This window comes from Streptomyces sp. NPDC005374 (assembly GCF_042872225.1).
Classification (GTDB): Bacteria; Actinomycetota; Actinomycetes; order Streptomycetales; family Streptomycetaceae; genus Streptomyces.
Genome location: NZ_JBIAKA010000011.1, coordinates 265,875 through 278,177 on the forward strand (window position 1 = coordinate 265,875; position 12,303 = coordinate 278,177).

10 protein-coding genes are annotated in these 12,303 nt (G+C 70.2%); 2 read left to right on the forward strand and 8 right to left on the reverse strand.

What is annotated here, in order from left to right; translation table 11 throughout:
• Positions 1 to 19: 19 nt before the first annotated feature.
• Both ACFYRX_RS28200 and ACFYRX_RS28205 read right to left on the reverse strand, forming a co-directional pair.
• Positions 20 to 1,504: a ricin-type beta-trefoil lectin domain protein gene (locus ACFYRX_RS28200; RefSeq protein ID WP_389105283.1), complete on the reverse strand. Its 1,485-nt coding sequence runs from the start codon at positions 1,502 to 1,504 to the stop codon at positions 20 to 22.
• 554 nt (positions 1,505 to 2,058) lie between these two features.
• Positions 2,059 to 3,186 carry an FAD-dependent oxidoreductase gene (locus tag ACFYRX_RS28205; RefSeq protein WP_389105285.1) on the reverse strand — a complete coding sequence of 376 codons (1,128 nt, stop codon included), beginning with the start codon at positions 3,184 to 3,186 and terminating at the stop codon, positions 2,059 to 2,061.
• A gap of 52 nt (positions 3,187 to 3,238) precedes the next feature.
• On the opposite strand from ACFYRX_RS28205, the gene ACFYRX_RS28210 reads away from it, so the two are divergent.
• Positions 3,239 to 3,925 (forward strand): TetR/AcrR family transcriptional regulator, encoded by a 687-nt coding sequence (locus ACFYRX_RS28210; protein WP_389105287.1) that lies wholly within the window; start codon positions 3,239 to 3,241, stop codon positions 3,923 to 3,925.
• Positions 3,926 to 3,949: 24 nt separating this feature from the next.
• Here the strand turns inward: ACFYRX_RS28210 and ACFYRX_RS28215 are convergent, their stop codons facing one another.
• From ACFYRX_RS28215 to ACFYRX_RS28235, 5 genes are all read right to left on the reverse strand, one after another.
• Entirely contained in the window at positions 3,950 to 4,162 is a 213-nt protein-coding gene (locus ACFYRX_RS28215; protein WP_389105290.1) for a hypothetical protein, read from the reverse strand.
• 69 nt (positions 4,163 to 4,231) lie between these two features.
• On the reverse strand, positions 4,232 to 5,089 hold the full coding sequence (locus ACFYRX_RS28220) for a hypothetical protein (protein ID WP_389105293.1): 858 nt from the start codon (positions 5,087 to 5,089) through the stop codon (positions 4,232 to 4,234).
• A gap of 107 nt (positions 5,090 to 5,196) precedes the next feature.
• Positions 5,197 to 6,078 carry a hypothetical protein gene (locus ACFYRX_RS28225; RefSeq protein ID WP_389105296.1) on the reverse strand — a complete coding sequence of 294 codons (882 nt, stop codon included), beginning with the start codon at positions 6,076 to 6,078 and terminating at the stop codon, positions 5,197 to 5,199.
• The gene (locus ACFYRX_RS28230) at positions 6,075 to 6,479 is read right to left on the reverse strand and encodes a hypothetical protein (protein WP_389105299.1); all 405 of its coding nucleotides are present in this window, start codon (positions 6,477 to 6,479) and stop codon (positions 6,075 to 6,077) included. Before ACFYRX_RS28230 ends, ACFYRX_RS28225 begins: the two co-directional genes overlap by 4 nt.
• Before the next feature lie 89 nt (positions 6,480 to 6,568).
• Complete coding sequence (locus ACFYRX_RS28235) at positions 6,569 to 8,782, reverse strand: sigma-70 family RNA polymerase sigma factor (RefSeq protein ID WP_389105301.1); 2,214 nt, start codon at positions 8,780 to 8,782, stop codon at positions 6,569 to 6,571.
• A gap of 174 nt (positions 8,783 to 8,956) precedes the next feature.
• Between ACFYRX_RS28235 and ACFYRX_RS28240 the strand changes: the two genes are divergently transcribed.
• Positions 8,957 to 11,677, forward strand: a complete 2,721-nt coding sequence (locus ACFYRX_RS28240; RefSeq protein WP_389105304.1) for a pectinesterase family protein — start codon at positions 8,957 to 8,959, stop codon at positions 11,675 to 11,677.
• Positions 11,678 to 11,753: 76 nt separating this feature from the next.
• On the opposite strand, the gene ACFYRX_RS28245 is transcribed toward ACFYRX_RS28240, so the two are convergent.
• Positions 11,754 to 12,134, reverse strand: a complete 381-nt coding sequence (locus tag ACFYRX_RS28245) for a cytochrome P450 (protein WP_389105306.1) — start codon at positions 12,132 to 12,134, stop codon at positions 11,754 to 11,756.
• Between the last annotated feature and the right edge of the window lie 169 nt (positions 12,135 to 12,303).

A 12,303-nucleotide genomic window follows, 5' to 3' on the forward strand; every position in this document is an offset into this window, starting at 1 on the left:
CAGGGGCAGGTAGCCGGCGTCAGCTCCTGGCCCACTGCTGGTTGGTGCTGCCGTTGCAGTACCAGACGTCGACCGACGTGCCGTTGCCGGTGCCCGCTCCGGCCGCGTCCAGGCAGAGCGCCGGGTTGGCGACACTGGTCACGGAGAGGTCCGCGTTCACGTTCCACTGCTGTGCCGCGGTGCCGGTGCAGTCGGTGATGACCACGGGGTCTCCCGCCGTGGCTCCGGTGCCGCCCACCGTCATGCACTTGTTGCCGTAGACGGTGAGCTGCTTGTCCGCGTTCAGGTTCCAGGTCTGGTTGCCGCCGGCGTTGCAGTCCCAGAGGTCGAGCTGGGTGCCGTTGGTCGTGCTGAAGCCGGGCACGTCGACGCAGCGGCCCGAGCCCACTCCGCGCAGGACCTCACCGGGAGGCGCGGGCGGCAGGTCGTTGACGGGCGGGGTCTTGCCGAAGCCGTAGCCCCAGCGCAGCAGCGCGACTCCGGTGGCGCTGTTGTCCACCATGTTGCCGTTGGAGTCCAGCGACTCGATCGAGTAGGAGTCGCCGAAGCGCAGGCCCGGCCAGTACACCAGTCCCATCCCCTTGCTGCGGGCGGTGTTGGCCACGGCCGCGAGGTACGACGTGTAGATGTTGCCGTTCCACGCGCCGTAGTTCAGGCCGATGGTCATCGGGGAGCCGGCCTCGTCGATGATGGTGCGGCCGGTGTACTTGCCGAGGCGGGTCTCGAGGTCGGCGGTCCAGTCGGACTGCTTGGTGTAGCTGTTCCAGAACCCGTAGAAGTGCAGTGACAGCAGCGTTCCGCGCAGTTGGGGTGCCGCGCCGACGCCGGTGACGTTGTCGTTGTAGCCGGTGCCGCTGATCACGACACGGCCGCGCGGGACGTCCCTGTGCCGGCCCAGCCAGCCGCTGGTGACGGAGACCCACTGGTCCAGGGTGTAGCCGTGCGGCTCGTTCATCGGCTCGAAGTAGACGCGCGGGTTGTGCTTGTACTCCCGCACCACCGTGTTCCACATCGTGGTCCAGGCGGCCGTGTCGTCGACGAACCCGTCCTTGCTGGAGTCGGCCTCCCAGTAGCTGACGATGACCTTGTCGCCGCTGGCCGTGGCCGCGTCGATCGTCGCCCGGTACGACTTCCACCAAGTGGTGCCCACGGACGCCGGGTTGATCGGCAGTCGCAGTGTGTTGGCGCCCAGGTTCTTCTTGAAGCCGGCCACCATCTTCTCCGTGGTGCGGTACACCGTGCGGTAGCTGTCGGTCACCTTCAGCCCGCTCGGCACCACGGCGTCACTGGCGTAGTTGTCCCGCGGGTCGGCCCAGTTCACTCCGCGGAAGTCACTGGTACCGCCCTTCGCCGCGGGCTTCACCGACGCGTGCGAGGCGTCCGACGCACCGGTGGACGACTGGGCGAGGGCGGGAGCGGGGGCGCTCAGGAACATGAGTGTCGCGCCGAAGCCGGCCATGAGCACACTGGCCAGTCTTCTCGACCTCGTCGGGGTCTTGGTCATGTCGTCTCCAGTGACGGGAAAACGCGGAGGGCGGAGTGCGGGTTCGTCACCTGAGCCGAGGCACTGAGGAGCCAGGGCCCGAATACAGACACTTGGACCCGTTTAAACCGGCCATGGTTACGTAACCATGGCCGGACATTGACACGACGCCCGCACCGGTGACAAGACCCGTGACGGTTCCGAAATACGACGGACTCTTTCAGCGACCCCGGAGCGTGCCGTCGACCGGTCGAATCGAGGGCCGACCAGAACGGGACGGATGCGGGAAACCCGGCAGACAGGTGCCGGTCGCTTGCGTGGACGGCGGTGCGGAGTGCGAGTGAGGTGTCTCCGGTCTTGGGAGCCGCTGGAACAAGGCGCCGGGCGCCCGGAGTTGGGACACGGAGCAGGGGCGGCCCTTGCCCGCCTCGGGGTCATGCCGGGGCCGGAAAGCCCACTCGTGCGTGACCCACGGCCGACCCGGCAGTCATCCGGCCGCGCCGAGCAGTCCTCGCGTCACGGCTCCCCCGCCACGACCCGACACCCGCCCCGGCGCCAGCGCCCCCGCCCGGCAGTCAGGACGGCTGGACCTGGTCGAAGAGGGCGAGAGCTTCGGCGGGGTCCGGGCTCACGAGGCGTTCCAGACCGGCCGTCGTGATCTTCGCCCACATGCCGGCCCGTGCCCACATCTGCTCCTCGAAGGCTCGGACGGCCTCGTCCAGATCCGCGGGGCCGGCGGCGATGGCCTCGGCGAGTTCGGCGCCTTCCAGCATCGCGAGGTTCGCGCCCGCCCCCAGCGGGGGCATCAGATGGGCGGCGTCGCCCAGGAGCGTCACTCCGGGGACGTGCGCCCAGGTGTGGGACACGGGCAGGACGTGGAGGGGGCGGTGGACGAAGGCGGTGCCGCGGCGGAGGAGTTCGAGGACGGGAGTGGCCCAGCCGTCGAACAGAGCCAGCAGGCCCGATCGCACGGACTCGACATCGGCCAGGTCGAGGTCCAGCTCCGTGTGCCAGTCCAGCGGCGCGCGGAACCGGACGTACACCTTGACGTGGCCGCCGCTGTTGCGCTGGGCGACGAGGCCCCGGTTCACGCCGTACACCGCCACGGAACCGTCGCCGATCAACCGGGCCAGGTCGGGGTGGCTGGTGTCGACGTCGTCGAGGGAGGTCTCGACCGAGGTGACGCCGGTGTAGTGCGGCGTGACCGGTGAGACCGCCGGGCGGGTCCGGGACCAGGCGCCGTCCGCGCCGACCACGAGGTCGAAGGTCTCCTGCCGCCCGTCCGCGAAACGGACCAGGACGCCGTCGCGGTCCTTCCCCGGCACCACCTGCGTCACGTCCCGGTCCCACTGGACGTCGAGAGGGCCGAGCAGCAGGTCACGAAGTTGCCCGCGGTCGATCTCGGGATTGGCCCGGTCGTCCGGTCGCGCAGGCCAGTCGCGCAGGACCGTCCCGTCCGTGGCCAGGATGCGCATGGCCTGCCCCTCCGGGCGGGACAGCGTCCGGAACTCCGCCCGCAGCCCCGCCTTGTCCAGCGCGAGCTGGCCCAACTCCTCGTGGAGGTCCAGCGTGCCGCCCGGGGGGCGGGCGTCGGGGGACGGATCGCGTTCGAGGACGGTGACGGGACAGCCGTGTCGGTGCAGGACATGGGCGAAGGTGAGTCCGGCGGGGCCGCCACCGACGACGGCGATACGATGTCTCATGTCGATACACTGTATTTCGCCTTACGATGCATCGCAACAGAACGGTGTGACCATGACTGTGTGGGACCGGCCGGAGCCACCGGCTCGCCCTGTGCCGCTCGACCGGGAGCGGATCGTCGCCGCCGCCGTCGCGCTGGCCGACGAGGGCGGGCTGGAGGCGGTGTCGTTGCGCAAGGTCGCCGCCCGGCTGAACGCCGGCCCGATGCGGCTGTACGGATACATCTCCACCAAGGAGGAGCTGTTCGACCTCATGGTGGACGAGGTCCAGGCCGAGATTCTGCCCGAGGAGCGGCCCGGTGACTGGCGGGAGGCGCTGAGCGTCCTCGCCCACCGCACCAGGCAGGCCGCTCTCCGTCACGAATGGCTGGCCGACCTGCTCGGCGGCCGCCCGAGCCTGGGCCCGAACGGCCTCGCCGTGACCGAGGCCACGTTGGCCGCCCTCGACGGCCTCGCGGACGTCGACACCGTCATGCGGGCCGTGGAGACCGTCAGCGCCTACTTCACCGGCGCGATCAGGCGCGAGATCGCGAACCTGCGGGCCGAGCGCGCCACGGGCCTGTCCAAGCGCGACTGGCAGCGCGCCCACGGCCCGCATGTGACGAGGATGTTGGACACGGGCCGCTTCCCGGCGCTGGCCAGGGCCGTGCACGACGGCACGGACGTGGACGCCGAGGCGTCCTTCGCGACCGGCCTGGACTGGGTCCTGGATGCCGTGGCCGCCAAACTCACCCGGCTCTGATCGCGTTCCAGGTCCGGAAGGCCGTCACTTCCGCACGCACTCCGCCGGTTCCGCGTCCGCGTTCATGCTGAACAGCAGCCGACGGCCGTCGCGGGCGGCGGTGAGGAAGAACGAGTCGGGCTGACGGCAGCCCTTGCCCGACCCCGCGGTGTACGTCGCCGGGCTGAGCGCCGGCACCGGGGACCCCGCGCCGATGACGAAGGTGCTGTCGCAGTACTGTCCCGTGCCGTCGTCCATGCCCGCCGTGACGACCAGGGTGTCGGCGTCAGCGGAGACCAGCTTGCCGCGCCCAACACGGGAAGCCGCCTACCTGACGTCGACGAAGTCGCCGGGCGCCGTCGCGGAGCCGGTCGTGGTGGTGCCGGCGAAGACGAAGCGGTAGTAGCCGTCGGAGCCGGCCTTGGTGGTGGTGCTCAAGGTGCCGGTGCTGCTGGTCTTGACCGTCTTGAGGGTGGTGTAGGTGCTGCTGCCCTTCTTGCGGAACTGCAACTTCACTGGCTGGGACGCGTACCCGGCGTTCTTCCCCGTGGCCCAGTTGGCGCGACTCAGCTTGCCGGTGACCGTGATGTTCTTGCCCTTCTTCACCGGCTCCGGGGAGGCGTTGGCGGTCAGCGCGGCGGCACGCTTGATCCTGGTCCTGGCGACGTCGTCGTCGTAACTGGCGTTCGCGTAGAGGTCGTAGGCGCCCAGGAAGAGTTTCCAGGTCCCCGCGGTGCCGTTGCCGTCCTTGAAGTCGACCGCGGGGTCGATGGTGAAGACCGTTTTGCAGCTGTAGCTGTACCCGTCCTGGACCGGCGTCTCCGTGCAGACGGGGTAGTCGTCCGACTCCAGGCCGCCGGTGATGGTGTCCGTGCTCGAACTGTCGGTGCCCTGCCACAGGAAGGCCTGGGTGATGGCCACGCCTTCCTCGTCGAAGGCGGTGAACGTGACGGGAACGGCCTTCTTGCCCGTGACGCCGAGGACGATGTCCTTGCCCTTGTTGACGACCCCGTCCTTGAACGTGGTGCCGCCCAGCGCGTCTCTCGGCTGGACGCTCTGCGAGGCGAAGGCTCTCAGATCCGTCGCCGTCCCAGGGTGCTCCGCTGCCTGGGCGGCGCCCGGAAGAACGAGCGCCGAGAGCAGACCGGCGCCGGAAAGGACGGTGGCCGCGGTGCGTACACGCATGTGACTCCCCCAAGGTGAGGTCAGGTGGTCCTGCCGAACCGGTGTTGCGGCAGGGCCCGTTGATGTGGTGAAGAGGTCGGCGCACGCCCGGAACCCGTGGAAGGGGCTCAGGGCGTGGGAGAGCGGAAGATCTTGTCGAGGTCGAAGCTTCGGCTGGGCGTCGGGTAGAGATCCGTCGGGAAGAGGTCCGTCGGCCGGGAGCCCGGTGTGGGTACGTCGGCCGGGTCGGCGGTGGGCTTGCCGTCCGGGCTGCACACCTGCGGCGCCGAGGGCTCGGACAGTTCGTGGTCGGCGACCCGCTTGGACCGGAAGTCCACCGTGGCGCGACCCCAGAGGTCCTTTTCGCCGCCGACCTTGACCTCCTCGGGCAGTTCCTTGCTCGTCAGCGGCTTGCCCACGGTGACCGAGACGAGGGCGCCCTCGCAGGGGCTGCGGTCCGTCGCGTAGAGGGACGCGGGCAGGGCCACCTTCCGCTCGGCTCTGCCGTCCACATGGAGTTCGACGCGCTTCACCCGGCTGATGTCGAAGTAGTAGGCGGGTTGCGACCCGTCCGAGAGCCGATCGCGGTCGGGGTCGTTCGCGACTCCGTACACCAGCTTCCAGAACTCGACCTGCACGGTGACCTTCCGGCACAGCGGTCCGTCGTACCCCGGCAGGCTGCTGACCCTCAGCCCCTCGTGGTCGCCGATGATGTTCTCCGAGGGCGTGTCGACGACGAGCCGAGCCCAGTCGCTGGATTCCTCGACCGTCCACCCCGAGTTGTCGTGGCAGCCGGACGCCCCCGTCGGATACAGGGGGGTGAGAGTCGGGGTCGGCGAAGGGCTCGGTGACTCGGACACCCCCGTCGGGCTCTCGGACGGATCCCCGGCCAGGGAGGTGCCGTGGGCGCTCGAACAACCCCCGGTGAACAGGACGGCCACGGCGAGGGCCGCGACGACAGGTACGACGGAGTCCTTCCGCCCGCGTACACGCCTCGGTGCGCACCTCATCGGTCGAACCAGTTCCTGGCTTCCGCGCTGTTGAAGCCCCGCAGCACGGCGAGAGCGAAGACGATGCTCGGGAGGCCCGAGACGCCGGCCCCCTGGAACAGTCCCACCACACCGGTCAGCAGGCTCAGCGCCTCGATGACGATGACCGTGACACGTATCCCGTTCGACCGCTTTCCCGCGAAGACGCCGCACAGCAGAAGCACCCCGGCGACCAGCAGCGACAGCACCGCCAGGAACCGGAGCAGCCCGGCCGCCTCGTCCCGGCCGTGATCCACCGCGTCGTTCACCACGGCCAGCAACAGGGCGCCGGCCGCCAGGTTCAGCACGGCCTGGACCCATACCCCCACCAACGCCAGCCTGACGCTCTTCGGCATCTGTGCTTTCACACTCGGTGTCGTCATGCATGCAAGAAAACGGCACGCACGTCAGGGACACCTCGGTAGGAGTACGTATTCCATGTACGTATGTGCCCCGGAGACAGCCCCTCCGATCAGGACATGGCTGCCCCTGTCGCGGCGTCGCGCGTGTTGCTGAGGAACCGCGTGGAGGGCAGGCTGCCGTCCGACCCGCGTGGGGCGACCGTGGTCGCGGAGTCGGCGAGACGCAAGTCCGACGTCGTCCAGCCCGGCTGGTCCCAGGAGTCGCCGGTGTGCTGTGCCCGGCTTCCCAGCCAGGCGTCAGGATGGTTCGCCAGGGCGAGGTTGTGCTGGAGCGTCGCCGCCGAGTGGACGAAGGCGAAGCCCGCCGCCCCGTTGCGGTAGGCCGTGTCGTTGGTCAGCCGAGGCGCTCCCGCGTCGCCGACCTCGGTGAATCCGAAGCCGGCGTTGTCCCAGGCCGCGCTGTCCGTGGCGAGCTGGATGGCCGCCTCGGTCGTACCGCCGCCGAGTTTGAAGCCGCTGCCCCCGCCGGAGAAGTCCGCGATGCCCCAGCGGTTGACGCCGTTGCCGAACGACCAGGTGTGCTCGATGGCCACGGCGCCCGCGAAGCCGCTGATGTCCGTGCCGTCACCGGAGTTGTCGTACGTCCGGCATCCCTGGATCCGGTTGCCCGCGCCGGAGCCGTCCCGGAAGACCAGGCCGTCGGCGTAGCCGCCGGTGGACCCGGACTCGTGGTGGTCGAAGAAGTCGCTGTTGCGCACGAGGTTGTCATGGGTTCCGGCGCCGTGGAGCAGCAGCCCGATCCGGCCGTTGTCGTGGACGCTGAGCCGGTCGAGGACGTCGTCGTGGCAGGACGCGCAGGCGTAGGCGATGTCAGGGGCGTTGACGATCTCCAGGCCGCGCACCGTGAGGTACGCGCCGCTCTGGACGACGAACGGGGTGCCGGCCGAGAACCGGGCACCGTCGAACAGGGGGCGTTCGTCACGGTAGTTGCTCACCGTGATCCGGCGGTCCGCCGTACCGGAGACCTTGAGGGCGATCGTCGTGGTCGGGTGGTACGTCCCTCCGCGCACGGCGACCGTCTGGCCGGGCCTGACCTCGGCCACGGCCCGGGTCAGGGTGGCGAACGGCCGGGCAAGGGTGCCCGGATTCGTGTCGGCCCCGTCGGGGGCCACGTAGTAGTCGGCGGTCGCGACGCCGGAGTAGGCGCGGGCTCCGGACGTCGGAGCGGCGCCCGGCTCGGTCCGCGAGGCGGAGGCAGAGGGAGCGGCGGATGCCGCCGGCCCGGGTCCCTGCGCGTCGCTCGCGACCGGGGCCGGGACTCGCGGCGCCGGAGTGGTGTGCGGAAGGTACTGGTGGATCCCGAGGCCGGTGACCACGGCCAGGGTCGCGGTGGCGCCCACGGCCACGGCGGACTTGGCCGACATCCGGCCCAGAACGTGGTGGACGGTCCGCCACAGCGAGGCCAACGCGCCGGGTGCCAGGCCGTGTTGGCCGACGAGGCCGGGGATTCCCGCCACCAGCGCGGCCGGGACCGCCAGCCCGCTGAGCCGGATCGGCACCTCGTCGATCGAGGCCCGGGCGCCGACCGCCGCCTGGCAGTGCGGGCAGTCCGTCACGTGGCGGCTGAGCCTGGTCAGGACCCGTGCTCCGGCCGCGGCCGGGCCACCGTCGGTCAGTGAGGTGAGGTCGGGGCACCGCGGCCGGGCCCGCCACGCGGTCAGCACGCCGACGGCCAGTGAGAGCTTGGCCTTCATCCGTTGGATGCGCACCGCGGTGTGCGGGACGCTCAGTTTCAACGCGGCGGCGACCTCGGCGCGGCTCAACTGGCCGGCGGCCTCCTGCCACCACAGTGCCATCGTCCGGCGTTCGTCGTCGCTGAGCCAGCGGCCGGCTTCCAGCAGATCACTGCCCGCACGGGCCAACGCACGCCGGTCGACGGTGAGTTCGGCGAAGTCGGCGGAGGCGTCCGGGACCTCGCCGTCGTCGGGCAGGGACGTCTGACGGCTCGTGGAGGCCTTGTGGCGTCGTCCGTGATCGTGCATCTGCCGGATCGCGATGGCCACGATCCAGGACCGGAACCGTTCCGGTTCCCGCAGTTCGGGGAGCGCCCGCAGCGCGCGCAGCATGGTCTCCTGGACGACGTCGTCCACGTCCGGGTGCCCGTGCAGTCCTCGCCCGACCACGTTGTAGACCAGGGGCAGATACTCGCGGAACAGGGCGGCCTGGGCGTGGGTGTCACCGGACCGGGCGGCCACGACCAGATCGGTTCCCGACCCCAGCACCGCTGTGGCCGCCCCTGTGAGCGGCGCCGGAGCCTCGTGCACGTTTTCCTCACAGAGTCGTTCCTCGGCGGAGGCGGTCATGATGGCACGCACTGCTGACAGGGCAAGATCCAGCCCCCGCCGACGCAAACGTGAAATTGGTGTGCGGGTTCTTGTTATGGGTCGTCGCGGTGGGCCGTCTCCGTCATGACAGCGGAGAAAGGAAACCGAGGAAACATGTACCTCAGACGCGGCAAGCGGGCCCGGAGCAAGCGACCCCGGTGGCGTATCGCGGCACCCGCGGGTGTGGCGGCCCTCGTCGTCCTGGGCGGCGTCGCGGCAGCTGCCAACGTCGTCGGGGGCTCCGGCGACCAGGCGTCCGGTGTCAAGGCGGGCACGTACAACCTGGCGGTCGCCAAGAGCGGCCTGTGCCTGGATCTCGTCGGGGGCGGTTCGTCACCCGGCACGCAGGTCCAGCAGTGGGGTTGCGCCGCGGGGCAGAAGAACCAGCAGTGGACCCTGGTCGACCGCGGATCGGGCCGGTTCGCCGTCAAGTCCGCGGCGAGCGGGCTGTGCCTCGACGTCACCGGCGCCTCCACCGCCTCCGGGACCCGCCTCCAGCAGTGGGGCTGCGGGAACGACCAGGCCAACCAGCTGTGGAAGCTGAAGCCGGCGCGGGACAACACGTACCAGCTCGTCAACGTCGGGAACGGCCTGTGCGTCAGTGACGCGGGGGCGAGCACGGCGCCCGGCGCCGCCGTCATCCAGGAGACCTGCTCCACCAACAGCAACAAGCGCTGGTCGCTGACCGCGGTCGGCGCCGCTTCCTCGAACGCCGAGCGGCCGGCCGCCACTTCGGGTACGACCATCACGGTGGCGGCCGACGGCAGCGGCGACGTCACCACCGTCCAGGCGGCGATCGACAAGGTCCCGGTGAACAACACCAAGCCGGTGACCGTCGCCGTCAGGAAGGGCACCTACCGGGGCGTCTTCACCATCCCGGCCAACAAGCCGTTCGTGACGCTGAAGGGCCTCGGGTCCACCGCCTCCGACGTGGTGCTCGTCCAGAACCACGGGGCCGGCACCAAGAAGGCGGACGGGACGACGTACGGAACCTTCGGCAGCGCGACCGCGTTCGTCGACGGCCACGACTTCTCGGCCTCGAACCTGACGATCTCCAACGACTACGACACCGGGACCAACAGCACCGGCCAGGCGGTCGCCCTGAGCCTGTCCGCGGACCGCGCGGTCCTCACGAACGTACGGATCCTCGGCCACCAGGACACCCTGCTGGTCAACGACTCCGCCCGGGCCTACTTCCTGAAGTCCTACGTCGAGGGCACCGTCGACTTCATATTCGGCGGCGGGATCGCGGTTTTCGACCGGAACGAGATCCACCAGGTGGGCAGCGGCGGCGGTTACATCACCGCGGCCAGCACCCCGGCGGACCGCGCGTACGGCTACCTCTTCTACAAGTCGAACATCACCGGACCCGCCGCCACGAAGACCGGCAGCCTCGGCCGTCCGTGGCGTCAGAACGCGCAGGTCCTCTACCGCGAGTCCACCATCGGGTCGTTCGTCAGGACGGCGGCGCCCTGGAGCGACATGTCCGGCTCGGTCTGGACGAAGGCCCGCTTCTCGGAGTACAGGAACACCGGCGCCGGGGCGACGGCCAACTCCAACCGGCCGCAGCTGAGTGACTCCCAGGCGGCGGACTACACCCCGGCCAAGTACCTGGCCGGCTCGGACGGCTGGAACCCGGTCGCCACCACCGCCACCACGCCGACGGCGACCACCCCGGCGGCCACCGGCACGGTCTGCAAGCCCACCGCCTACGGGGCGAAGGCCGACGGCACCACGAAGGACACCGCCGCCCTGCAGAAGGCCGTCAACGCCTGCGCGGGCAAGGGCACGGTCGAGCTGACCAGCGGCAAGTACCTCTCGGGCGCCCTGACCCTGCCCGGCGACCTCACCTTCCGGATCGACTCCGGAGCGACCCTGCTCGCCTCGCAGAGCGCGGCGGACTACCCCTCGTCGGGCTCGAAGCTCGCCCCGCTGCTCGCCGGGTCCGGAAAGAACCTCACGATCACCGGTCCGGGCACCATCGACGGCCAGGGCGCCCCGTGGTGGGCCAGGACGAAGGCGGAGAAGGCGGCGGGCAAGACCCTGTCGTCCCGGCCCGGCCTGGTGGCGGTCAACGACGCCTCGAACCTGAAGATCACCGGGATCACGCTCAAGAACGCCCCGAACGTGCACCTCACGCTCAAGAAGGTGACCACGGCCGTCCTCGACAAGCTCACGATCACGGCGCCCTCGGACTCACCCAACACCGACGGGATCGACGTGTGGTCGTCCTCGGGCGTCGCGGTGACGGGCAGCACGATCGACGTCGGTGACGACAACATCGCCATCGACTCCTCGACGGCCAACGGGCCGGCCCACGACATCTCGCTGAGCGGCTGCACGATCCTGCACGGCCATGGACTGTCCATCGGCAGCTACACCGCCGGCGGCGTCTACGACATCGACATCCACGACAACACCCTCGACGGCACCACCGCGGGCGTCCGGATCAAGACCGCACGCGACCGTGGCGGCGAGGTCCACGACATCACGTACAAGAACCTCACGATGACCAATGTGACGACGCCCATCCAGGTCGTCGGCTACTACCCGAAGGTCCCCGCTGACGGCGACGCCGCCCAGGCGATCATCAGCACCACCCCGAACTACCACGACATCACGATCACCGGCATCACGGCGACCGGCGCCAAGGAGGCCGGCCAGATCGTCGGCCTCCCCGAGCGGCCGATCACCGGGCTGACCCTGTCCTCGGTCACCATCAGCGCCAAGACCGGTCTGACCCTGCGCAACGCCACGGTCCGCACGAACTCCACCACCGTCAAGGCCGCCTCAGGTCCGGCCTACGTCGTACAGAGCAAGGCCACCGTCAACTGATCACGCACCATCGCGGGGGGCCACGGCCGCACCACGGCCCGGCCCCCTGCGTCCCGAGGAGTGGTCACCCACTCGTTCACCACGAGACCGGCAGTTCGTGGACCCCGTGGACAGTGGTCCCCTGTTGAAAGACGATCTCCTCGGCCGGGACGGCGACCCGCAGCCCGGGGAACCGTGCCAACAAGGCGGGCAGGGCGATCTGCAGCTCGACCCGGGCCAGTGGCTGCCCCAGGCACTGGTGGACGCCGTAGCCGAAGGCGACATGGCGGCGGGCGTCGCGGCCCAGGTCGAGCCGGTCGGGGAGGTCGAAGACGGCCGGATCGCTGTTGGCCGACTGGAGCGGCAGGATTCTCCAGAGCGAACCGGCAGTATCCGTGCGCCATCGCGCGCAACGCGCCGACAGGATCACCCACAGGCTCGAGCGACCGGGCGCGACGCAGTTCCGCCGCGTGGGCACCGTACGCCCCCCGCATCACGGCGGCGACCAGTTCCGTTCGGTCCTTGAAGTGCAGGTAGATGCTGGGCGCGGCGATACCCACCTCCCGTGCCACCGCGCGCATCGACAGTGAGTCCTCGCGCCCGGCCTCCGCCAGCAGCCGCGCCGCGGCCGCGAGGATGTCCTCGCG

Bases quoted from the DNA above. Each gene is read 5' to 3' on its own strand.
- ACFYRX_RS28215 (WP_389105290.1), bottom strand. From the start codon at position 4,162: ATGGACGACGGCACGGGACAGTACTGCGACAGCACCTTCGTCATCGGC.
- ACFYRX_RS28240 (WP_389105304.1), top strand. From the start codon at position 8,957: ATGTACCTCAGACGCGGCAAGCGGGCCCGGAGCAAGCGACCCCGGTGG.
- ACFYRX_RS28210 (WP_389105287.1), top strand. From the start codon at position 3,239: ATGACTGTGTGGGACCGGCCGGAGCCACCGGCTCGCCCTGTGCCGCTC.
- ACFYRX_RS28230 (WP_389105299.1), bottom strand. From the start codon at position 6,479: ATGACGACACCGAGTGTGAAAGCACAGATGCCGAAGAGCGTCAGGCTG.
- ACFYRX_RS28205 (WP_389105285.1), bottom strand. From the start codon at position 3,186: ATGAGACATCGTATCGCCGTCGTCGGTGGCGGCCCCGCCGGACTCACC.
- ACFYRX_RS28220 (WP_389105293.1), bottom strand. From the start codon at position 5,089: ATGCGTGTACGCACCGCGGCCACCGTCCTTTCCGGCGCCGGTCTGCTC.
- ACFYRX_RS28200 (WP_389105283.1), bottom strand. From the start codon at position 1,504: ATGACCAAGACCCCGACGAGGTCGAGAAGACTGGCCAGTGTGCTCATG.
- ACFYRX_RS28225 (WP_389105296.1), bottom strand. From the start codon at position 6,078: ATGAGGTGCGCACCGAGGCGTGTACGCGGGCGGAAGGACTCCGTCGTA.